We start from the raw sequence: 21,355 nt of genomic DNA, 5'->3' as shown, positions 1-21,355 counted from the left end.
GGTCCGGGCCCGCGAACACCCTCGGACGCACCTGAGACGCACACGACGGTGGGATGCCCCACCCACCACGGGAGAGAACCAACCATGGCTACTGACTACGACGCCCCGCGCAAGACCGACGACGAGTCGAGCGAGGAGAGCATCGAGGAGCTCAAGGCTCGCCGCCACGACAAGAACTCCGGCAAGGTCGACGAGGACGAGACCGAGGCGGCCGAGTCCTTCGAGCTGCCCGGCGCCGACCTGTCCAACGAGGAGCTCTCGGTGGAGGTCAAGCCGCGCCAGGAGGACGAGTTCACCTGCATGAGCTGCTTCCTGGTCCACCACCGCAGCCAGCTCGCGGACGAGAAGAACATGATCTGCCGCGACTGCGTCTGACCCCGGCCCGACAGCACGAGGCCCCCGTCCGGTGGACGGGGGCCTCGTGCTGTGCCTGGACGGGCGAGAGGTCGGGGGTGCGTCAGGGGTGGACGGCCTTGGTCACCCGCGACGTGCGGCGCTCGTTGCGCGCCAGCCGCCGGGCCAGGAACATGCGCGCCACGCTGATCGCGGCGCCGCTCACCACCGCCCACACGATCGCCTCGCGCACCTCGATGTCCGGGTCGGCGGGGTCGGTCGGGGGCTCCTTGCCTCCCGACCCGATCTTCCACGTCGCGTCGACCGCCTTCTTGGCGACCGCGGTCACTCCCAGGGTGGCCACGAGGGCGACGACGTTCTGGGCTTTGCCGGCCATGCTGCTCCTTCCAGTGGGTGCTGCTCAGTCTCCCCGGTCACCGGGACCGGAAACGACGGCCCCGGTGGTCCCGGCGGTCCCGGCCGCCAGGGCGGCGGCCAGGGTGCGCGGGTGACGGCTCGAGACCAGCCAGTACGGCGTGGGGTCGGCGGGGTCGTCGACCCGGACGATCACACCGCGGCGGATGTAGGGGCGGACCACGAGGTAGGCCCGTGCGTCGGCGTCCACGCCCAGCGCCAGGCGGACCTCGTCGCCGTCCAGGGCCTGCGGGTCGGCCAGCAGCGAGAGCGGGATGTGCGCGCGGCCGGCGTAGAGCACGCCCTGCCGCACCTCCACGATCGCGCCGCCGTAGCTGAGGAAGACCCCGACGTTGAACGCGAGCATCGACCCGCCGAGCACGTAGGCCCACACGCCGAGCCCGGCGACCAGGAAGGCCAGCAGCGCCGAGGCGTGGAACATCGTGGCGACCGCCCACCAGCGCAACGGGACCCGCAGGACCTCGGCGTACGACGGGGACGTGGTCACGGCCGAATTGTGGCAGGGAGCCCGGCGAGCGGCACCGCGGCCCCGTGCGCCTAGGGTGAAGGGATGGTCGAGATCAGCCTGCGACGGCTGCACCCGGACGCGGTGGTGCCCTCCTACGCGCACCCCGGCGACGCGGGAGCGGACCTCTGCACCACGGTCGACGTGCGCCTCGCGCCGGGGGAGCGGGCCCTGCTGCCGACAGGGCTCGCGATGGCCCTCCCCGAGGGCTACGTCGCCCTGGTCCACCCGCGCTCGGGGCTGGCCGCCCGCTGCGGGCTCTCGATCGTCAACACCCCCGGCACCGTCGACGCGGGCTACCGCGGCGAGGTCAAGGTGCTGCTGATCAACCTCGACCCGCGCGAGGACGTCGTGCTCGGCAAGGGCGACCGGATCGCCCAGCTGGTCGTCCAGCGCGTCGAGCAGGCGCGCTTCGTCGAGGTCGAGACGCTGCCCGGGTCCAGCCGCGGCGAGGGCGGCTACGGTTCCACCGGGGGGTTCACCACCCCTGCCCCCACCACCGACACGAGCGAGACGACACGATGAGACGACGCCGCAGAGAGAGCTCCGACGCCCCGACCGAGGAGGTCGAGGGCGGCGACCCCGGGCAGGTGCGCTCCGGTGGGCCCTACGACGTGGCCGACCACCCGCTCGAGGAGGACGACCCCAGCCGCATCGACCTCGGTGCGCTCTCGCTGGCCGGCCACCCCGACCTGGAGGTGCGCCTGCAGGTCGACGAGGCCTCCGGCGCCGTCGTCGCGGCCCTGCTGGTCGCCGAGGACGGCGCCCTGGAGCTGCGGCCCTTCGCGGCCTCGCGCCACCACGACATGTGGGAGGACGTGCGCGGCGAGATCATGGCCGACCTGGAGCGCCAGGGCGCGGGGGCCAGCGAGGTCGACGGCCCCTACGGCAAGGCGCTGCACCTGGTGATGACCGGCCAGACCCCCGACGGGCAGACCGTCACCCAGCCGACGCTGCTGCTGGGCATCGACGGCCCGCGCTGGCTGCTGCGGGTCTCGGCCTACGGCCGACCGGCCGCCGAGTGGCACTCCGACGGGCTCCTCGAGACCGCGCTGAGCCAGGTCGTCGTCGTGCGCGGCAGCGACCCGATGCCGCCGGGGGACGCCCTGCCGCTGCAGCTGCCCCCGGAGGCCCAGCGCCAGGGCTGAACCTGCGCCCCGGCGCGGTTACGCTTCTCCCATGGCTTCCAGATCCGGCCGTCTCCGCACCAGCCTCAACCGCTGGGCCAGTCACTCCACCCAGGAGGCGCGGGAGCTTCGCGACGTCACCCTCCGGGCCGGCTGCTGCCCGGTCAACGAGGCCAAGGACCGCGAGATGGTCGCGATCGAGGGCATCCTCAAGACCGTGACCCTCCGCCCCCGCGGCGGGGTCCCCGCGCTCGAGGCCGAGCTGTTCGACGGCAGCGGCATCCTCACCCTGGTGTGGCTGGGGCGCCGCCGCATCGCGGGCATCGAGCCCGGTCGTGCGATCCAGGTCCAGGGACGCATCGGCGTCCACGACGAGACCAGGCTGATGTTCAACCCGCGCTACGACCTGCGGGCCTCGTGACCGAGCGCCCCGAGGACGACCTCACCTTCCGGCACGGCCTGCCCGTCCACGAGGAGCCCGTCGACCCCGAGCATCCCGACCAGCACAGGGTCCACGTCGGCACCGACACCGTCGAGGCCGCCGTACGCCGTCAGCTCTCGACCGCCCTCGGCGGCAAGCGGGGCATGGCCGAGGCCGCCCTGCCCACGATCGCCTTCACCGCGACCTTCGTGACGACCAAGGAGGTGGGCCTGGCCGTCGCGGTCAGCGTCGGCCTCGCGCTGGTGCTGCTCGCGGTCCGCCTGGTCCAGCGCAGCTCGGTGCAGTTCGTGCTCAACGCGCTGTTCGGCATCGGCGTCGGCGTCTTCTTCGTCTGGCTGGGCGGGCGCAACGGCGGTGACGAGTCGCACAAGGCACTGGCCTACTTCCTGCCCGGTCTGCTCTACAACGCCGGCTACGCCGTCGTGATCGTGCTCAGCATCCTGCTGCGCTTCCCGGTCGTCGGGGCGATGGTCGGCGCGATGGCCGAGGACCCCGTCGCCTGGCGCCGCGACCCGCAGGTGCTCCGCCTGTGCAGCCAGCTGACCTGGCCCCTCGCGGCGCCCTGCGTGCTGCGGGTGGTGGCGCAGGGTCCGGTCTACCTCGCCGGCCGCTCGGCCGACGACGCCGACGCCTACGTCGCCGCGCTCGGCGTGCTCAAGGTCGTGATGGGCTGGCCGCTCCAGCTGGCCGCCCTCGGCTTCATGGTGTGGCTGCTCAGCCGCGACCGCACCCCCGCCACCGCCGTCACCACCTGAGCGTGACTAGTGCGGGTTGAGCAGGCGGGCGAGCACCGGCTCGGCGTCCGGCGCGGCCACGAAGAGCAGCTCGTCCCCGGCCTCGAGCGGCTGCTCGCGGTCGGGGCTGTAGACCATGCCGTCGCGCAGGATCGTGACCAGCTTGCAGTTGTCCGGCCACGGGATGAGGCCGCACGGCTTGCCCAGGAAGGGTGAGGTCGAGGGCAGGGTCATCTCGACCAGGTTGGCGTCGCCCTGGCGGAAGGTGAACAGCCGGACGACGTCGCCGACCGAGACCGCCTCCTCGACCAGCGCCGACATGATGCGGGGGGTCGAGACGTTGACGTCGACGCCCCACGCCTCGGTGAACAGCCACTCGTTGTCGGGGTGGTTGACCCGGCCGACGGTGCGGGGGACGGAGAACTCGGTCTTGGCCAGCAGCGAGGTGACCAGGTTGGCCTTGTCGTCGCCGGTCGCGGCGATCACGACGTCGCAGATGTCCAGCCGCGCCTCCTCCAGGGAGGACAGCTCGCAGGAGTCGGCCAGCAGCCACTCGGCCCCCGGGACGCGGTCGGGGGCGATCGCGCGGGGCTCCTTGTCGATCAGCAGGACCTTGTGACCGTTCTCGATCAGCTCGGTGGCGATGGAGCGGCCGACGGCACCGGCGCCGGCGATGGCGACGCGCATCAGTCCTCCTCGGGGCCGCGCTCGAAGACGGCGTAGACGTGCTCGGCGTTCTCCTCGCGCATCACCAGGTGGAGCATGTCGCCCTCCTGGAGCACGCTCTCGCGGGTCGGGAGCATGCCCTCGCCGAGGCGGTCGATCCAGGCGATGCGGCTCTTGGACTGCTCCTGGAACAGCACGGTGCGCCGGCCGATCCACCGCGGGTCGACCATCATCGCGTCGACCCGGATGGTGCCGCTCGGGTCGCGGAAGTCGGGCTCCGCGCCGACCGGGAGCAGCCGGCGCAGGATCTGGTCGGCGGTCCACTTCACGGTGGCGACGGTGGTGATGCCGAGCCGCTGGTAGACCTCGGCGCGACCCGGGTCGTAGATGCGGGCCACGACCGAGCTGATGCCGAAGGTCTCGCGGGCCACGCGCGCGGCGATGATGTTGGAGTTGTCACCGCTGGAGACCGCGGCGAAGGCGTCGGCGTCGCGGATGCCGGCCTCCTCGAGCACCTCGCGGGAGAAGCCCAGCCCCATCACCTTGCGGCCACCGAAGGTCGGGCCGAGGCGCCGGAACGCGTCGGCGTTGGTGTCGATCACCGACACCGTGTGGTCCCGGTCCTCGAGGTCGCGGGCCAGGGTGCTTCCCACTCGGCCGCAGCCCATGATCACGACGTGCACGTGGGAACGCTACACGGCGACGACGGCACCGGAGGTGTTCCCCGTCGTACGTCCCCGGGCATGGCCTAGCCTTGCCGCGTGGGCCTCGGCGACGTATCCAAGCGGATCATCATCGGCCGCAAGCTCCGCTCCTCCCAGCTGGGGGAGACCTTGCTGCCGAAGCGCATCGCGCTCCCCGTGTTCGCCAGCGACGCGCTCTCCTCGGTGGCCTACGCCCCCGACGAGGTCTTCATCATGCTGTCGCTGGCCGGGGCCTCGGCCTACGTCTGGTCCTGGAAGATCGCCCTGGCGGTCGCGCTGGTCATGCTGACCGTCGTGGCGTCCTACCGCCAGACGGTCCACGCTTACCCCAGCGGAGGCGGGGACTACGAGGTGGCGTCGGTCAACCTCGGCTCCAACGCCGGCGTCACCGTGGCCAGCGCGCTGCTGGTCGACTACGTCCTGACCGTCGCGGTGTCGATCTCCTCCGGCGCCCAGAACGCCGGGGCGGCGCTGCCCTTCGTGCGAGGTCACGAGGCGCTCTACGCCTGCATCCTGGTGGTCGTCCTCGCCGCCATGAACCTGCGCGGCGTGCGCGAGTCCGGCACCTTCTTCGCCGTCCCGACCTACGGCTTCATGCTCGCGATCCTCGGCATGTGCGCCTGGGGGGCGCTGCGTGCCTTCCACGGCGAGCTGCCCGACGTGGAGTCCGCGAAGTACGTGATCCAGCCGCGCAGCGACTACGAGGGGACGATCACCTCGATCGCCCTCGTCGCCCTGCTGGCGCGCGCGTTCTCCTCGGGGTGCGCGGCCCTGACCGGCATCGAGGCGATCTCTAACGGGGTCCCGGCCTTCAAGAAGCCCAAGAGCAAGAACGCCGCGACCACGCTGCTGCTGCTCGGCGTCATCGCGATCACGATGATGATCAGCGTCATCCTCCTGGCCAAGGCGATGCACCTGCGCTTCGTCGACCCCAACGACCTGGACCGTCTCCGCGGCCCCGACGGCGGCCCTCTGCCGGGGGGCTACGACCAGCACACCGTGATCGCCCAGATCGCGCGCGGCGTCTTTGACAACTTCGACCCCGGCTTCTACTTCGTGGTGGGCGTCACCGGGATCATCCTGGTGCTGGCGGCCAACACCGCCTTCAACGGCTTCCCCGTGCTCGGCTCGATCCTCGCCAAGGACGGCTTCCTGCCCCGCCAGCTGGGCTCGCGCGGTGACCGGCTCGCCTACTCCAACGGCATCGTGATCCTGGCGCTCTTCGCGATGGTGCTGATCGTCGCGTTCGACGCCGAGGTCACCCGGCTGATCCAGCTCTACATCGTCGGTGTCTTCGTCTCGTTCAACCTCAGCCAGCTCGGGATGATCCGCCACTGGACGCGGCACCTCAAGGAGGAGACCGACCCGGCCGAGCGGCGACGCATGCTGCGCTCGCGCGCGATCAACACCTTCGGCCTGGCGATGACCGCGGTCGTCTTCGTGGTCGTCCTGCTGACCAAGTTCCTCGCCGGCGCGTGGATCGCGATCCTGGCGATGGGCACCTTCTTCATGATCATGAAGTCGATCCGGCGCCACTACGACTCCGTCGGCGCGGAGCTCGAGGTCGACGCCGACGACCAGATCCTGCCCACCCGGGTCCACGCGATGGTGCTGGTCTCCAAGGTGCACAAGCCGACCATGCGCGCGCTGGCCTACGCCAAGGCGAGCCGGCCCAACGTGCTCGAGGCCGTCATGGTCGCCACCGACCCCGCCGAGCGTGACCGGATCGTCGACCAGTGGGACCGGCGGGCGATCGACGTGCCGCTCAAGATCCTCGACTCGCCCTACCGCGAGGTCATCCGGCCGATCGTCGACTACGCCAAGGCGATCCGCGTCGCCCAGCCGCGCGGCGTCGTCGCGGTCTTCATCCCGGAGTACGTCGTGGGCCGCTGGTGGGAGCAGCTGCTCCACAACCAGACCGCGCTGCGGCTCAAGACCCGGCTGCTCTTCACCCCGGGTGTCATGGTGATCTCCGTGCCCTACCAGCTCCGGTCCTCGCGCATCGGCGAGGAGCGTGCCGCCCGCCAGGACGAGCAGGTCGTGGCCGGGCGTGCCTTCGGCAACTGGTCGACCGGCCTCGACGAGGACTTCGATTGAGCAGACGCGCCCGCGAGCGCACCCCCCAGGGGCCCTCGGCGGTCGGACGCCGCTTCACCGTGACCTGCGGGTCGTGGGCCCACGGTGGCCACGTCGTCGCGCGGATCGACGCCGGCGAGCCGGACGTCGGCGGCACGGTGGTGTTCGTCCGGCACGCCCTGCCCGGTGAGGAGGTGACCGTCGCGATCACCGAGGGGGTGGTCGGCGACCGGTTCCTGCGTGGTGACGCGGTCGAGCTGCACACGCGCTCCACGGACCGGGTCGAGGCGCCGTGCCCGGTCGCCGGACCGGGGCTGTGCGGGGGGTGCGACCTCCAGCACGTCCGGCTCGAGGCGCAGCGCGAGGCCAAGGCCGGCATCGTGCTCGAGCAGCTGCGACGGCTGGCCGGGATCGACACCGACCTCGTCGTGGAGCCCGTGCGGCCCGACGAGGACGGCCTCCGCTGGCGCACCCGGGTCGGCTTCCACCGCGCCCGCGACGGCCGCCTCGGGATGCTGGCCCACCGCTCCCACCGGGTCGTCCCGGTCGAGGACTGCCTGGTGCGCGCGCCCGACGCGGTCGTGTCGGTGCGAGGCGAGTGGGAGCCGCCCAAGACGGTGATCGAGCAGGTCGGCACCTACGCCTTCGCCGCCGACGGGGCCGGCTTCTGGCAGGCCCACCGCGACGCCCCCGGCGTCTTCGTGCGCACGGTCCTGGAGATGGCCGAGGTGCGGCCGGGTGACCACGTGGTCGACCTGTTCAGCGGGGTCGGCCTGTTCTCCGCCCCCCTGGCGGACGCGGTCGGGGAGACCGGGGCGGTGCTCGCCGTCGAGGGCGACGAGGTCGCCGCGAGCCTGGCGAGCAGCAACCTCGCGACCTGGCCGTGGGCCCGGGTCAGCCCCGGCGCGGTGGCCGACGTCCTCGCGATCGAGGTCGACCACGGGTCGTCGTACGACGTGGTGGTGCTGGACCCGCCCCGGGTCGGGGCCAAGCGCAAGGTCCTCGAGCAGGTCGTCGCCCTGGGCCCTCGCACCGTGGTCCACGTGGCCTGCGACCCGGCGTCGTTCGCGCGCGACGCGGCCATCCTCGCCGAGCACGGCTACGCCCTGGCCGAGCTGCGGGCCTTCGACGCCTACCCGATGACCCACCACGTCGAGGTGATCGCCAAGTTCGTCGACGTGCCGGTCGAGATGCCCTGAGCGGAGCATGAGCCGGGCCCTGCGCGGGCACCGGGGCGGTGGGCCGCCCTCCCGAAATGCCTTGATGTCATGTATCTTGATATCAAGATAAATCATCGTCGAAGAACGACCTCCGGGTGACGTGCCCACGCAGAGTGGGCAGGATGGGCCCGGACGGACCAGACACGGATCGAGGAGTCGCATGGCGAGCAAGGACAGCTTCGGGTCGAAGGCCACGCTGGACGTGGACGGGAAGTCCTACGAGATCTTCCGTCTCGACAAGGTGGTGGGGGAGGGCCTCGACGTCGACTCCCTGCCCTACAGCCTCAAGATCCTGCTGGAGAACCTCCTGCGCACCGAGGACGGCTCCAACATCACCGAGGACAGCATCAAGGCGGTCGCCGGCTGGGACGCCGACGCCGAGCCCGACACCGAGATCCAGTTCACCCCGGCCCGCGTGATCATGCAGGACTTCACCGGCGTGCCCTGCGTGGTCGACCTCGCCACGATGCGCGAGGCGATGGAGGAGCTCGGCGGCGACGCCTCGAGGATCAACCCGCTCGCCCCGGCCGAGATGGTCATCGACCACTCCGTCATCGCCGACGTCTTCGGCACCCCGGAGGCCTTCGAGCGCAACGTCGAGATCGAGTACGAGCGCAACAACGAGCGCTACCAGTTCCTCCGCTGGGGCCAGGGCGCCTTCGACGACTTCAAGGTCGTCCCGCCCGGCACCGGCATCGTCCACCAGGTCAACATCGAGCACCTCGCCCGTGTGGTGTTCGAGCGCGAGGTCGACGGCGAGCTGCAGGCCTACCCCGACACGTGCGTCGGGACCGACAGCCACACCACGATGGTCAACGGCATCGGCGTGGTCGGCTGGGGCGTCGGCGGCATCGAGGCCGAGGCCGCCATGCTCGGCCAGCCGGTCTCGATGCTCATCCCGCGCGTCGTCGGCTTCAAGCTGTCCGGCGAGCTGCCCGAGGGCTCCACCGCGACCGACCTGGTGCTGACGATCACCGAGATGCTGCGCAAGCACGGCGTCGTCGGCAAGTTCGTGGAGTTCTACGGCGAGGGCGTCTCCGCGCTGCCGCTGGCCAACCGCGCGACGATCGGCAACATGAGCCCCGAGTTCGGCTCCACGATCGCGGTCTTCCCGATCGACGAGGAGACCGTGAAGTACCTCCAGCTCACCGGCCGCTCCGAGGAGCAGCTCAAGCTGGTCGAGGCCTACGCCAAGGAGCAGGGCCTCTGGCACGACCCCAGCGCCGAGCCGCGCTACTCCGAGAGGCTCGAGCTCGACCTGGGCGAGGTCGTCCCCTCGCTGGCCGGCCCGAAGCGCCCGCAGGACCGGGTCGAGGTGACCGAGGCCAAGGCGTCGTTCCGCGAGGCGCTCAAGGACTACGTCGACGCCGAGCCCCAGGGCGGCAGCGACAAGGCCGGCGTCCCGGCGCAGGAGACCCCCGACGCGGCGCAGGCCTCCAAGGTCGACGAGGCCTCCGACGAGTCGTTCCCCTCCAGCGACGCCCCGGCCCACTCCGAGGGCGGCAACGGCGCCGGCACGCCCCACGGGCACCCGGGTGCGGACGACGGTGGCGACCGGGCCTCGTCGCCGACGGCGGTGCGCCTCGAGGACGGCACGGAGTTCGAGATCGACCACGGCGCCGTCGTGATCGCCGCGATCACCTCGTGCACCAACACCTCCAACCCGTCGGTGATGATCGGGGCCGCCCTGCTGGCCAAGAAGGCGGTCGAGAAGGGCCTGACCAGCAAGCCGTGGGTCAAGACCACGCTCGCCCCCGGCTCCAAGGTGGTCAGCGACTACTACGAGAAGGCCGAGCTGACGCCCTACCTCGACAAGCTGGGCTTCAACCTCGTCGGCTACGGCTGCACCACCTGCATCGGCAACTCGGGGCCGCTCATCCCCGAGGTCAGCCAGGCGGTCAACGACGCCGACCTCGCGGTCGTCTCGGTGCTCTCGGGCAACCGCAACTTCGAGGGCCGGATCAACCCCGACGTGAAGATGAACTACCTCGCGTCCCCGCCGCTCGTCGTCGCCTACGCGCTCGCCGGCTCGATGGACGTCGACCTGTTCAACGACCCGCTGGGCCAGGACCAGGACGGCAACGACGTCTTCCTCAAGGACATCTGGCCCTCGCCGCGCGAGGTGCAGTCGACGATCGACGAGTGCATCACCTCGGAGATGTTCACCGACGACTACGCCGACGTCTTCGCCGGTGACGAGCGGTGGCGGTCCCTCGAGACGCCCGACGGCGACACCTTCGCGTGGGCCGAGGACTCGACGTACGTCCGCCGGCCGCCGTACTTCGACGGGATGCCCGAAGAGCCCGAGGCGGTCGAGGACATCGAGGGCGCCCGGGTGCTGCTCAAGCTCGGCGACTCGGTGACCACCGACCACATCTCGCCCGCGGGCGCGATCAAGAAGGACTCGCCGGCCGGCAAGTACCTCGGTGAGCACGGCGTCGAGCAGCGGGACTTCAACTCCTACGGCTCACGGCGCGGCAACCACGAGGTGATGATCCGCGGCACGTTCGCCAACATCCGCCTGCGCAACCAGCTCGCGCCGGGCACCGAGGGCGGCGTGACCAAGGACTTCACCAAGGACGGCGAGGTCACCACGGTCTACGACGCGGCGCAGAGCTACGCCGAGGCGGGCATCCCCCTGGTCGTCCTGGCCGGCAAGGAGTACGGCTCCGGCTCGTCGCGCGACTGGGCGGCCAAGGGCACCGCGCTGCTCGGGGTCAAGGCGGTCATCGCCGAGTCCTACGAGCGCATCCACCGCTCCAACCTGATCGGCATGGGGGTGCTGCCGCTGCAGTTCCCCGAGGGCGAGACCGCGGAGTCGCTGGGCCTCACCGGCGAGGAGGAGTTCTCCTTCACCGGGGTCACCGAGCTCAACGACGGCATCCCCTCGACGGTCAAGGTGAAGGCCGGCGACACCGAGTTCGACGCCAAGGTGCGCATCGACACCCCCGGCGAGGCGGAGTACTACCGCCACGGCGGCATCATGCAGTACGTCCTGCGCAGCCTGCTCAAGGGCTGATCGCGGATCATCCGGCGGCGGGTTCCCTCCGGGGGGCCCGCCGCCGGCGTACTGGGGGTGTGGACATCGACCTGAAGCAGGGCCTCGGTGAGATCGCCGACGACGCCCGCGTCGCGCACCTGGCCGCCGACCCCCTGTGGCGTCAGGGGATCCAACGCCGCAACCGCCGCCGCGCCGGGACCGTCGCCGGGACCCTGGCCGTCCTCGCCCTCGTCGCGGGCGTGGTCGGCATCGCCGCGACCCCGGGCCGGCTGCGGACGGAGCAGGCGCCGCCTGCCGCCGCCCTCGACGAGACTCACCTGCCCGACCGGGTCTGGATGCCGTCCCCGTGGACGCCTGGGACGAACCGGGCGGGGGATCCCGGACGGATCGCGGTGCTGTTCTGGGACAACGGGCGGCGCCGCTCCTCGGGCGGCGCCGACGGTGGTGGCTGGGTGAGCGTCTCGGCGGTCGACGGGAAGTACCGCTACCTCGACCTGCCCGACCTCCTCTTCGACGGGTCGGACGCTCCGGTGCTGTCGCCAGACGGGCGCTACCTCGCCTACCCGCTGCGGACCGCCGGCGCCGACGACGCCTCCGCCGGGGTCTCACGGGGGTGGGCGGTCTACGACGCGCAGACCGGCCGGGTCCGCCGGCACCTCCCGGAGGGGACCCCGAAGGGGGTCGGTCAGGGCGCGATCGTCTGGGGCCCGGACTCGCGGGTCCTGCTGCTGGACGTGTGCCGCGTGACCGAGGTGACCAGGGACAGCCTGTCCTGCGAGACGAAGAGCACCGACGTCTGGGACGTCACCACCGACCGGCACTCGAGCATGACCGGCGCCTTCGCCTCCGAGGTCGTGGGCCGATCTGGCGACGACCTGCTGCTCCGGTCCGGCCGGCGGCTCGACCGGCTGGACGTGCGCACGGCGAGGGCCGAGCCGCTGGGACGGACCGGCAGCGTTCCCGACAACGGACTGGAAGCGACGTTCGTGGACCGGGCCGGGACGGTCGCGACCATGGCGACCGCGCCCCAGAGCCAGGGGCCGAACGACCGGATCTCCTTGCAGGTCGCCAGGCAGCAGCTCGGGGAGGGTGCCCCGGTCGCGCAGCCGCGGACGCTGGTGAGCGAGGTCGACTCCATCGAGCCGCTGGAGGTCACCGCCGACGGCCGCGTGCTGGCGCTGATGTCCTGGCGAGGGGGACCGACCGTAGTCGCGCGCGTCGACTCGACGGCTCCGTCGTCCGCGACCGACCTCGTCCGCTTCGTCGAGTTCCGTGGTGCGCTGCCCCAGGTCGCCACCGACCTCGCCGCCGTGCCGACCGTGGCGGGTGTGCGGCCCCCGGACGTGCGCGATCCGCGGCTGGTGGGCGGGGGCACGGCCCTCCTGCTCGCCGCGGTCGCCGGGGTCGGGCTGCTGTGGCGCCGTCGCTGTCGCCGGCTCAGGGGCGTGGGCGCGTGAGCGCGCCCGAGTCGTTCGAGGAGTACGTCGGCGCGCGGCTCGCCGCGCTCAGCCGGACGGCGTACCTCCTCACCGGGCACCACCAGGACGCCGAGGACCTCGTGCAGCGGACGCTGGTCAAGGTGGTCGCGGTCTGGCCCCGGATCGCGGCGGACCCGGACCCCTACGTCAAGCGCGTGATGTACCACGACAACATCTCGCGCTGGCGCCGTCGCAGCCGTCGCCCCGAGCGCCTGACCGACGTGCTGCCGGAGCGGCAGGTCACCCGCGACGACACCACGCGCCTGGCGCTCGAGGACGCGCTCTCGCGCCTCACGCCGAAGCAGCGGACCGTGCTGGTGCTGCGGTTCTACGAGGACCTGACCGAGGCGCGGACCGCCGAGGTGATGGGCGTGGGGCTCGGCACGGTGAAGTCCCAGACCCGGCACGCGATCAAGCGGATCCGCGAGCTTGCGCCCGAGCTGGAGACGCTGCTGGTCAGCTGAGTCCCCGCCGGCACCGCAGCTCCTCGAGCAGGTGGTCGGTGCCGGGGGAGGAGGCCGCCGAGCGCTCGAGCCCGGCGAAGGCGTCCGGGTCGGAGAGCGCGGGCACGTCGAGCAGGTGCAGCACCTCCTCGTCCTCGAGGTGGTCGAGCACGGGCTGCAGCGCGTCCCACACCTCGTTGCGGGCGACCGAGGCGACCAGGGCGTCGCGCACGTCGTCGGCGAGGGCGCCCGCGACCCGGACCACGCGCAGCCGTGAGTCCACCGCGAGCGAGGCCAGCAGGGTGAGCGCGTCATCGATGTCGCCCGCGGCCGCAGCCTCGGTGAGCACCGCGGCGAGGACCTCATCCTCGACCTCGGCGATGATCCGGTCGAGCGCCTCGCGGTCGTCGGTGAAGATCGCGACCTGGAGGAGGTCGCGTGGCGGTGCGGCCCGCACGACCTTCAGCGAGGTGGCGAGGTCGACGTGGGCGACGAAGCGACCGAGCGGGATGTACTCCTTGCTCGCCACGAGGCGCTGGCCGGTCGCGATGACGACGTCCTCGGGCAGCCGGGCCACGATGTCGGCGACCCGGGCGGGGTTGATGAAGGGGGTCATCCGCGCGAGGAAGCCGATGCTCAGGTGCCCGACGAGCCTGACCGCCAGCTCGGGGTCGGTGACGGCCGCGACCCGGGCGGCGATGAGCGGACCGAGCGCGTGCTGCGCGCCCCTGGCGGCGAGGGCGCTCGGCACGTGCCTGCCCAGCCCGGCCATGCGGGCGAAGCGCGCCTCGTGGGGCGCGAACAGCGCGTGGTTGACCGCTCCGCGGAGCCGGGCGAGGTCCTCGTCGGTCAGCGCGGAGAGGAACTCGACCTCGGCGACCTCGACGCCGAGGTCGTGGGCGAGCTTGACCATCTCCACGTGCTGCAGCAGGTCGGTCACGGCGTCGGTCCCCTCACTCGCCGGGGAAGAGCATCGTGCGGGCGCGGCCGCGCAGCGGGCGGGGGAGGAAGCGCACCGTCGCCTCGAGGGCCTGGTCGATCGCCCGCGCCTCGCGCTCCAGCGATCCGGCCACCACCTCGCGGAGCCGGGACAGGTCGGCCGCGTCGAGCCTGTCGAGGAACGAGACCTCGCCGGGCGGGACCTCGAGCAGGCCGGCGAGGTCGTCGACGGTGGTCACGGACGGGTCGGGGCGGGGCACGGCGCCACGCTAGCGGCGCCCGGCCCGCCTGGTGCGGGGTTCGACCAAGGTGCAGGGTCGAACAGGTGTTCGAAGATCGGCTAGGATGGGGACCCATGGAGCGCCCCTACGTCCCGCCCGGCTGGCCCGCCCTCGTCCGACCGCCGGGGGTCGAGGGGTGGGAGGAGACCGCCTCGGCGTGGCTGCTCGACCAGGCGCCGCCGGAGTTCCGTGGCTACCCCGTCCTGCGCCGGCACGTGGTCGTCCTCGCGCGCTTCGTGGCGCTGCACGTCGAGGCCGGGCAGGCCGCCGTACGCCGGGGGCTGAGCGAGGCGCGCGGGGTGCTGCGCGACGTGGCCGACCCCGACACGGTCGAGGCGGCGGTGCGGGTCTGGCAGGCCGAGCAGGCCCGGCTCGTCGCCCAGCGGCGCGCGGTCGCGCTGCTGGAGGAGGCGCTGCGGGGCCGGAGGTACGTCGCCCGGCTCTGACGCGGGACATCCTCTGCCCCGCTGTCCCTGGGCGGCGGGACACCCGGCCCGCCATCGTCTGGTCATCGCCAGGGAGCCCTGGCACCCGGGAGGCCCCGGGACGACCCGCTGAAGGACTTGCCATGACGACCACGGTCACCACCCGCAACCCCGTCCGCTCCGACGTCCCCGCCGGGACCGACGAGGCCCGCACCCCCCGCCACGGCTCGCGCCTGTGGGCCGTCGCCGGCGTCGGCGCCGCCGTGCTCGGCGGTGTCACCACCGTGTCGAGCTCGATGGTCGACGCGGTCTACAACCCCGACATCGTGGAGCACGACACGGGCATCATCGCCGACCTCAAGGGCGACGTGGTCGCGATGTTCGTGATGCACCACGCGCTGACGTTCGGCGCCGTGCTGATGCTGGTCTTCGCGGCGGGACTGCACCGCCGGCTGCGCCAGGTCGCACCCGACTCGCTCGCGCCGATGATCGCCTTCGCCGGCCTGGCGGGCACGTCGGTGGTCTCGATCCTCGGTGCCGGGCTCGACACCGAGTTCATGACCCCGCTGGCGACGGGCGACCGGCCGTTCTCCGAGTCGTCGGCGGCGATGTTCAACCACTGGACCGGCACGATCCCGTGGCTGTGGACCCTCGCCGGTCTCGCCGGGCCGGCGATCTGGTCCGTGGCGCGCCGTGGCGGCGCACCCCGCTGGATCGGTCGCGTCGGCCTGGTCCTCGGCGGCCTGACCGTCCTCGCCGGGGTCAGCCCCGCGGAGTACATGGCGATCGTGCCGGGCGTGCTCTGGCTGCTCGCCACCTCCCTCGGCTTCCTCCTCGGCGACAAGCAGCACCGCGCCGCATGAGCGGACCGTCCGACACGCTCGCCGGCCCGACCCGTCCAGGGTCGGGCCGGCAGCGGCGTCACAATGGCGCGGTGATCCCGCCCCCGAGCCGCCGCGGCGTCCTGGCCGCGCCGCTCGTGGGGCTGCTCGTGCTCGCCGGCGTCGTCACGCTCGACGTGGTCGCGCCCGGCACCGGCCCGGGAGCCCGGCTCGCGCCCGGCCTCGCCTGGGGCTACGGGCTGCTCGGTCTCCTGATGTCCGTCCTGGCCGCGATGGTGCTGTGGCGCGACGCTCGCCAGCTGTGGGGCTGGATGCTCGGCTGGTTCGGCGTGTTCTGGTCGGTGGACGCGCTGGCCCAGGGCTGGGCCCGCTGGGGCGTCTCCGACGAGCGGGTGCTGCCGGGGGTCAACCTCGCGCTGTGGTTCCTCAACCGCTTCGGCTCCTTCCTGCCGGTCACCGTCGCGGTGCTGCTGATGATCTTCCCGACCGGTCGGCTGCTGTCGGGCTGGTGGGGGCGGCTGTGCGCGGTCGTCCTCGTGCTGGGCCTCCTGGGAGCGACCGTCTTCCTGCTCATCGAGGCCACCGGGGTGCCGGACCCCGGTCCGGTCCCGGCCGGGGTCGACCTCCAGTTCTGGACCCCCGGCCTGCCGCAGTCCTGGTCGGGCCCGCTGCGGACCGTGGGCCTCACCGCGCTCGCGGCCCCGGTCCTGGTCGCCAACGCCTCGGTCGTCGTGCGCTACCGCCGCGCCGACGAGGAGGAGCGCGACCGCCTGCGCTGGCTGGTGTGGGCGGTCGTCGCGATGGTCCTGCTCATGGTGCTCGACTCGCTGCTCCGGCTGGGGCAGGGCGAGTCGATCTTCGCGTTCTTCGTGGTCGCGCTCCCGACCGTGGCGATGACCGTCGGCGTGGTCCGGCCCGACCTCGTGCCGATCCGCGACCTCCTGGCTCGCACCCTGCTCTACGGCGGCCTCGCGGTCGGCCTGGTGCTCGTCGACCTCGCCGTGCTCGCGCTGCTGACCGAGCTGCTCGGCGAGCGGCTCGACCAGCGCCAGGTCGTGGTCGTGGCGCTGGTCCTCGCGGTCACCCTCTACGCCCCCCTGCGCTCACGCCTCTCGGTGACCGTGCGCCGGTGGGCGCTCGGCGAGCGCGCGGCGCCGTACGACGTCGTGGCGGGGCTGGCCTCCGCGCTCGAGACCGCCGACGAGGGCAGCGAGCAGCTGGCCGCCGTGGCCCGGGCGGTGGCCGGGGCGTTCGGGGTCCGGTTCGTCGCCGTCGAGGTCGACCGGGGTGGCGGCGAGCGCCTCGTCGCGTCGTACGGCGAGCGGCCGGGGCAGGTGCGCACGCTCCCGATCAGCTATCGCGGCACCGAGGTGGGCCGCCTGGTGCTGCCCTCGCGGGGAGTCCGCTCGAGGCTCTCGGGCCGCGACGAGCAGCTGCTGGGCGACCTGGTCCGCCAGGCGGCGACCGCGGCGCGCACGAGCCGGCTGGCCGACGAGCTGCAGGAGAGCCGGGAGCGCCTGGTCGTGGCGCGGGAGGAGGAGCGGCGGCGCATCCGTCGCGACCTCCACGACGGCCTCGGTCCCGCGATGTCGGGCGTGGTGTTCCAGGTCGAGTCCGCCCGGCTGCTGGTCGACCGTGACCCCGAGCGCGCCAAGGAGAGCCTCGCCGCCACCGCCGCCCACGTGCAGGAGGTGGTCGCCGACGTGCGCCGGCTGGTGCACGACCTGCGGCCACCGGCCCTCGACGACCGTGGGCTGGTCGGGGCGCTGGGCCAGCTCGCCGAGTCCCTGCCGGTCGAGGTGGAGCTGGAGGCCGACGACCTGCCGGCTCTGCCCGCCGCGGTCGAGGTCGCGGCCTACCGCATCGCGGCCGAGGCCCTGACCAACGTCGTCCGTCACGCCCGCGCCGAGCACGCCTGCGTGCACCTCGGGGTGCGGGGCGCCGACCTGCTGGTCGAGGTCCGCGACGACGGCGTCGGGGTGCCCCCCGACGTGGAGGCCGGCGTCGGCCTGCTCTCCCTGCGCGAGCGCGCCGCCGAGCTCGGCGGCCGCACCGAGGTGACCTGCCCCGAGGGCGGCGGCACCCGGGTCCGCGCCCGGCTCCCGCTGCGACAGTCCGCCACCCCAGGAGGAACCCCGTGACCGACCCAGGCATCAGCGTCGTCGTCGTCGACGACCACCAGATCGTCCGTGACGGGCTGGTCGCGCTGCTGGGCGCGCTCGACGGCCTGGAGGTGGTCGGCACCGCCGGTGACGGCCTCGCCGCCGTCGAGGTGGTGGAGCGCACCCGACCCGACGTGGTGGTGATGGACATCCAGATGCCCGAGCTCGACGGCATCGAGGCCACTCGCCGCATCGCGGCGGGGCCCGCGGAGTCCCGCGTGGTGATGCTCACCATGAACGAGGACGACGACACGGTGCTCTCCGCGATCCGGGCGGGGGCCTCGGGCTACCTGCTCAAGGGCTCGGGGGCCGACGAGGTGCAGTCGGCGATCCGCGCGGCCCACGCCGGGGGCATGGTCTTCGGCGCCCGCCTGGCCGGCCGCGTGGCCGCGTTGTTCGCCGCCCCGTCCGGCCGCCGTCCCGAGAAGAAGGTGTTCCCCGAGCTCACCGACCGCGAGCGCGAGGTGCTCGAGCTGCTCGCCGCGGGCCGCTCCAACGACGCGATCGCGCGCCAGCTGTTCGTCTCCAACAAGACCGTGCGCAACTCGGTCTCGGCGATCTACGCCAAGCTGCACGCCGGTGACCGGGCCGAGGCGATCATCAAGGCCCGCGAGGCAGGCTTCGGACAGGACGCCTGAGGCGGACCGGTGGGCCCCACCCCCGTAGAATCGGGGGATGCCGTTGCTCGACTCGCTCACCGGTCCTGGTGACCTGCGCGCGCTCTCCCCCGAGGAGCTGCGCGAGCTGGCCGCCGAGATCCGCGACCGCCTGGTCAGCACGTGCTCCCCGCGCGGTGGCCACCTCGGCCCCAACCTCGGTGTCGTCGAGCTCACCCTGGCCGTCCACCGGGTCTTCGACTCCCCGCACGACAAGGTCGTCTGGGACACCGGACACCAGGCCTACGTCCACAAGATGGTCACCGGGCGCGCCAAGGAGTTCGACACCCTGCGCACCGAGGGCGGCCTGTCCGGCTACCCCTCCCAGCGCGAGTCCGAGCACGACCTGGTCGAGAACTCCCACGCCTCCACCGCGCTGTCCTACGCCGACGGCCTGGCCAAGGCCTACTCGGTCCAGGGCGAGGACCGTCACGTGGTCGCCGTCATCGGCGACGGCGCGCTCACCGGCGGCATGGCCTGGGAGGCGCTCAACAACATCGCCTCCGTCGGCGCCGCCGAGCGCCGGCGGCTGGTGATCGTGGTCAACGACAACGGCCGCTCCTACACCCCGACCGTCGGCGGCCTCGCCGAGGCGCTGACCACGCTGCGCACGAGCCCCCGCTACGAGCCGATGCTCGACGCGGTCAAGCGGCGGCTCCACGGCGTGCCCGGCGTGGGCCCGGCCGTCTACGACGCCCTCCACGCGATGAAGAAGGGGGTCAAGGACGCGCTCGCCCCCCAGGGCCTCTTCGAGGACCTCGGCCTGAAGTACGTCGGCCCGATCGACGGCCACGACCTCGCCGCGACGGAGCAGGCGCTGCTGCAGGCCAAGCGCTTCGAGGGGCCGGTGATCGTGCACGCGATCACCCGCAAGGGCCAGGGCTACGACGCCGCCGAGCGCCACGAGGCCGACCAGTTCCACTCGCCCGGCCCCTTCGACGTGACGACCGGCCGCGAGGCCACCAAGGGCCTGATCTGGACCGACCTCTTCGCCGACGAGATGGTCGCCGTCGGCGCCGAGCGCACCGACGTCGTGGGCATCACCGCTGCGATGCTGCACCCGGTCGGCCTCCACCTGTTCGCCGAGCGCTACCCCGACCGGGTCTTCGACGTGGGCATCGCCGAGCAGCACGCCGCCACCTCGGCCGCGGGCCTGGCGATGGGCGGTCTCCACCCGGTGGTCGCGGTCTACGCGACCTTCCTCAACCGCGCCCTCGACCAGGTGCTCATGGACTGCGCGCTCCACCGCTGCGGGGTGACCTTCGTGCTCGACCGGGCCGGGGTCACCGGTGACGACGGCGCCTCCCACAACGGGATGTGGGACCTCTCGCTCCTCCAGGTGGTGCCCGGGCTGCGGCTGGCCGCGCCCCGCGACGGCGCGCGGCTGCGCGAGCTGCTGCGCGAGGCGCTCGACGTCTCCGACGCCCCCACCGTCGTGCGGTTCCCCAAGGGCCCGCCGCCGGCCGACCTCGAGGCCGTGGACCGGGTGGGCGACGTCGACGTGCTGGTCCGGCAGGGTGCCCGTGACGTCCTCCTCGTGGGCGTCGGCGCGATGGCCACGACCTGCGTGGAGGTGGCCGACCGCCTCGCGGCCCAGGGCATCGGGGTCACGGTGGTCGACCCGCGCTGGGTCAAGCCGGTCTCGCCCGACCTGGTCGGGCTGGCCGCCGAGCACCGGCTGGTCGTCAGCGTCGAGGACAACGGGGTCGTCGGCGGCTGCGGCTCGGTCCTGCTCCAGACGCTCAACGCCGCCGGCGTCACCACCCCGGTGCGCCTGCACGGCGTCCCCCAGGAGTTCCTCGACCACGCCAAGCGCGCGGCGATCCTCGAGCGCATCGGCCTCACCCCCCAGGCCCTGGCCCGCGACGTGGTGGAGGCGATGGCGGCCCTGTCCGCGACCGACGACCCGGGCCCCGTCCGATCGGTGGGGCGGGCATGAGCGCCTCGCACGTCTTCATCGTCGACGAGGTCCCCGAGCTCGAGGACGCCTCCGACCTGGTGATGGTCACGGTCCTGGAGGGCTTCCTCGACGCCGGTGGCGCGGCCCAGAGCGCGCTGTCGCACCTGCTCGAGACCGACCAGGGCCGCGTGGTCGCGACCTTCGAGATCGACGCGTTCTACGACTACCGCGCCCGTCGTCCCCCGATGACCTTCGCCGAGGACCACTACGAGGACTACCAGGCCCCGCGGCTGGTCTGCCGCCTCGTGCACGACGCGGCGGGGGTGCCCTTCCTCCTGCTCCACGGGCCCGAGCCCGACACGCACTGGGAGGCGTTCTGCGCCGCCGTACGCACCGTCGTCGAGCACTTCGGGGTCAGCCTCGTCGTCTCGTGGGGCGCGGTGCCGATGGCCGTCCCGCACACGCGGCCGGTGATGATCACCCACCACGGCAACCGCCCCGAGCTGGTCACGCGCTCGTCGATGTGGCGCGGCGCGATCCGCATCCCGGCCAGCGCGCTGGCGCTGCTCGAGCTGCGACTGGGGGAGTGGGGCCACGCCGCGACCGGCTTCGTCGCCCACGTGCCGCACTACCTCGCCCAGGTCGACTACCCCCTGTCCGCGATCCCGCTGCTCACCGCCGCCGCCGAGGCGACCGGGCTGCAGTGGGACCTGACCGGGCTGCACGCCCGGGCCGCGGCCCGCGCCGACGACATCGCCACCCAGGTGGCGGAGTCGGCCGAGGTCCGTGACGTGGTCGCCGGCCTCGAGCAGCAGTACGACGCCTTCCACCGCCCCGACGACGACGAGCGTCTCCCGCTCGCCGAGGACGGCGAGCTGCCCACGGGTGACGAGCTCGGCGCGCAGTTCGAGCGGTTCCTCGCCGACCTCGACGAGGGTGACCGAGACGACAAGGGCAGATAGCCCCTGACGGTCAGGAGGCCGTCC

22 protein-coding genes are annotated in these 21,355 nt (G+C 72.8%); 16 read left to right on the top strand and 6 right to left on the bottom strand.

What is annotated here, in order from left to right; genetic code table 11:
• Positions 1-84 precede the first annotated feature (84 nt).
• Positions 85-375, top strand: a complete 291-nt coding sequence (locus tag J2S63_RS03565) for a DUF4193 domain-containing protein (RefSeq protein ID WP_310298701.1) — start codon at positions 85-87, stop codon at positions 373-375.
• 82 nt (positions 376-457) lie between these two features.
• Here J2S63_RS03565 and J2S63_RS03560 read toward each other — a convergent pair whose 3' ends face one another.
• Positions 458-730, bottom strand: coding sequence for a DUF4235 domain-containing protein (locus J2S63_RS03560; protein ID WP_310298699.1), 273 nt, complete (start codon positions 728-730; stop codon positions 458-460).
• 24 nt (positions 731-754) lie between these two features.
• On the bottom strand, positions 755-1,255 hold the full coding sequence (locus tag J2S63_RS03555; RefSeq protein WP_310298696.1) for a DUF3093 domain-containing protein: 501 nt from the start codon (positions 1,253-1,255) through the stop codon (positions 755-757).
• A gap of 63 nt (positions 1,256-1,318) precedes the next feature.
• Between J2S63_RS03555 and dut the strand changes: the two genes are divergently transcribed.
• From dut to J2S63_RS03535, 4 genes are read left to right on the top strand one after another with little or no spacing between them, the layout of a single operon-like run.
• Positions 1,319-1,798, top strand: coding sequence for a dUTP diphosphatase (dut, locus tag J2S63_RS03550; RefSeq protein ID WP_310298693.1), 480 nt, complete (start codon positions 1,319-1,321; stop codon positions 1,796-1,798).
• Complete coding sequence (locus J2S63_RS03545; RefSeq protein WP_310298690.1) at positions 1,795-2,421, top strand: DUF3710 domain-containing protein; 627 nt, start codon at positions 1,795-1,797, stop codon at positions 2,419-2,421. Before dut ends, J2S63_RS03545 begins: the two co-directional genes overlap by 4 nt.
• Positions 2,422-2,452: 31 nt before the next feature.
• The gene (locus tag J2S63_RS03540) at positions 2,453-2,821 is read left to right on the top strand and encodes an OB-fold nucleic acid binding domain-containing protein (RefSeq protein WP_310298687.1); all 369 of its coding nucleotides are present in this window, start codon (positions 2,453-2,455) and stop codon (positions 2,819-2,821) included.
• Entirely contained in the window at positions 2,818-3,597 is a 780-nt protein-coding gene (locus J2S63_RS03535; RefSeq protein ID WP_310298685.1) for a DUF3159 domain-containing protein, read from the top strand. Before J2S63_RS03540 ends, J2S63_RS03535 begins: the two co-directional genes overlap by 4 nt.
• A 6-nt stretch (positions 3,598-3,603) precedes the next feature.
• Here the strand turns inward: J2S63_RS03535 and J2S63_RS03530 are convergent, their stop codons facing one another.
• Positions 3,604-4,263 (bottom strand): potassium channel family protein, encoded by a 660-nt coding sequence (locus J2S63_RS03530; RefSeq protein WP_310298683.1) that lies wholly within the window; start codon positions 4,261-4,263, stop codon positions 3,604-3,606.
• A complete protein-coding gene (locus J2S63_RS03525; protein WP_374725130.1) occupies positions 4,263-4,910 on the bottom strand; it encodes a potassium channel family protein in 648 nt (215 codons plus the stop codon). Before J2S63_RS03525 ends, J2S63_RS03530 begins: the two co-directional genes overlap by 1 nt.
• A gap of 93 nt (positions 4,911-5,003) precedes the next feature.
• Here J2S63_RS03525 and J2S63_RS03520 point away from each other — a divergent pair, with 93 nt between their 5' ends.
• The 5 genes from J2S63_RS03520 (at position 5,004) to J2S63_RS03500 (ending at position 13,185) form a co-directional block, all read left to right on the top strand.
• Positions 5,004-7,043, top strand: a complete 2,040-nt coding sequence (locus J2S63_RS03520; RefSeq protein ID WP_310298677.1) for an APC family permease — start codon at positions 5,004-5,006, stop codon at positions 7,041-7,043.
• Positions 7,040-8,221, top strand: a complete 1,182-nt coding sequence (locus J2S63_RS03515) for a class I SAM-dependent RNA methyltransferase (RefSeq protein WP_310298674.1) — start codon at positions 7,040-7,042, stop codon at positions 8,219-8,221. The genes J2S63_RS03520 and J2S63_RS03515 overlap by 4 nt, the downstream gene beginning before the upstream one ends.
• A 181-nt stretch (positions 8,222-8,402) precedes the next feature.
• Positions 8,403-11,261 carry an aconitate hydratase gene (locus tag J2S63_RS03510; RefSeq protein ID WP_310298671.1) on the top strand — a complete coding sequence of 953 codons (2,859 nt, stop codon included), beginning with the start codon at positions 8,403-8,405 and terminating at the stop codon, positions 11,259-11,261.
• A 59-nt stretch (positions 11,262-11,320) separates the two neighbouring features.
• A complete protein-coding gene (locus J2S63_RS03505) occupies positions 11,321-12,700 on the top strand; it encodes a beta-propeller domain-containing protein (protein WP_310298668.1) in 1,380 nt (459 codons plus the stop codon).
• Positions 12,697-13,185 carry a SigE family RNA polymerase sigma factor gene (locus J2S63_RS03500; RefSeq protein WP_310298665.1) on the top strand — a complete coding sequence of 163 codons (489 nt, stop codon included), beginning with the start codon at positions 12,697-12,699 and terminating at the stop codon, positions 13,183-13,185. The genes J2S63_RS03505 and J2S63_RS03500 overlap by 4 nt, the downstream gene beginning before the upstream one ends.
• Here the strand turns inward: J2S63_RS03500 and J2S63_RS03495 are convergent.
• Together J2S63_RS03495 and J2S63_RS03490 are read right to left on the bottom strand one after the other, a co-directional pair.
• The gene (locus tag J2S63_RS03495; protein ID WP_310298662.1) at positions 13,178-14,104 is read right to left on the bottom strand and encodes a hypothetical protein; all 927 of its coding nucleotides are present in this window, start codon (positions 14,102-14,104) and stop codon (positions 13,178-13,180) included. The genes J2S63_RS03500 and J2S63_RS03495 overlap by 8 nt on opposite strands.
• 13 nt (positions 14,105-14,117) lie before the next feature.
• The gene (locus J2S63_RS03490) at positions 14,118-14,363 is read right to left on the bottom strand and encodes a hypothetical protein (RefSeq protein WP_310298659.1); all 246 of its coding nucleotides are present in this window, start codon (positions 14,361-14,363) and stop codon (positions 14,118-14,120) included.
• A 95-nt stretch (positions 14,364-14,458) separates the two neighbouring features.
• Here J2S63_RS03490 and J2S63_RS03485 point away from each other — a divergent pair, with 95 nt between their 5' ends.
• The 6 genes from J2S63_RS03485 (at position 14,459) to J2S63_RS03460 (ending at position 21,331) form a co-directional block, all read left to right on the top strand.
• Positions 14,459-14,830: a hypothetical protein gene (locus J2S63_RS03485; protein ID WP_310298658.1), complete on the top strand. Its 372-nt coding sequence runs from the start codon at positions 14,459-14,461 to the stop codon at positions 14,828-14,830.
• A 122-nt stretch (positions 14,831-14,952) separates the two neighbouring features.
• Positions 14,953-15,672: a hypothetical protein gene (locus tag J2S63_RS03480; RefSeq protein ID WP_310298655.1), complete on the top strand. Its 720-nt coding sequence runs from the start codon at positions 14,953-14,955 to the stop codon at positions 15,670-15,672.
• Positions 15,673-15,743: 71 nt separating this feature from the next.
• Positions 15,744-17,792 carry a histidine kinase gene (locus J2S63_RS03475; protein ID WP_310298652.1) on the top strand — a complete coding sequence of 683 codons (2,049 nt, stop codon included), beginning with the start codon at positions 15,744-15,746 and terminating at the stop codon, positions 17,790-17,792.
• Positions 17,789-18,451, top strand: coding sequence for a response regulator (locus tag J2S63_RS03470; protein WP_310298650.1), 663 nt, complete (start codon positions 17,789-17,791; stop codon positions 18,449-18,451). The genes J2S63_RS03475 and J2S63_RS03470 overlap by 4 nt, the downstream gene beginning before the upstream one ends.
• A 37-nt stretch (positions 18,452-18,488) precedes the next feature.
• Entirely contained in the window at positions 18,489-20,408 is a 1,920-nt protein-coding gene (dxs, locus tag J2S63_RS03465; RefSeq protein WP_310298647.1) for a 1-deoxy-D-xylulose-5-phosphate synthase, read from the top strand.
• Positions 20,405-21,331 carry a PAC2 family protein gene (locus tag J2S63_RS03460; RefSeq protein ID WP_310298644.1) on the top strand — a complete coding sequence of 309 codons (927 nt, stop codon included), beginning with the start codon at positions 20,405-20,407 and terminating at the stop codon, positions 21,329-21,331. Before dxs ends, J2S63_RS03460 begins: the two co-directional genes overlap by 4 nt.
• The last annotated feature ends 24 nt before the right edge of the window (positions 21,332-21,355 follow it).

It is taken from the genome of Nocardioides marmoribigeumensis, assembly GCF_031458325.1.
Lineage (GTDB): Bacteria > Actinomycetota > Actinomycetes > Propionibacteriales > Nocardioidaceae > Marmoricola_A > Marmoricola_A marmoribigeumensis.
The sequence above is the reverse complement of the archived record's forward strand: the minus strand, read 5'-3'. Positions and strand labels throughout refer to the sequence as shown.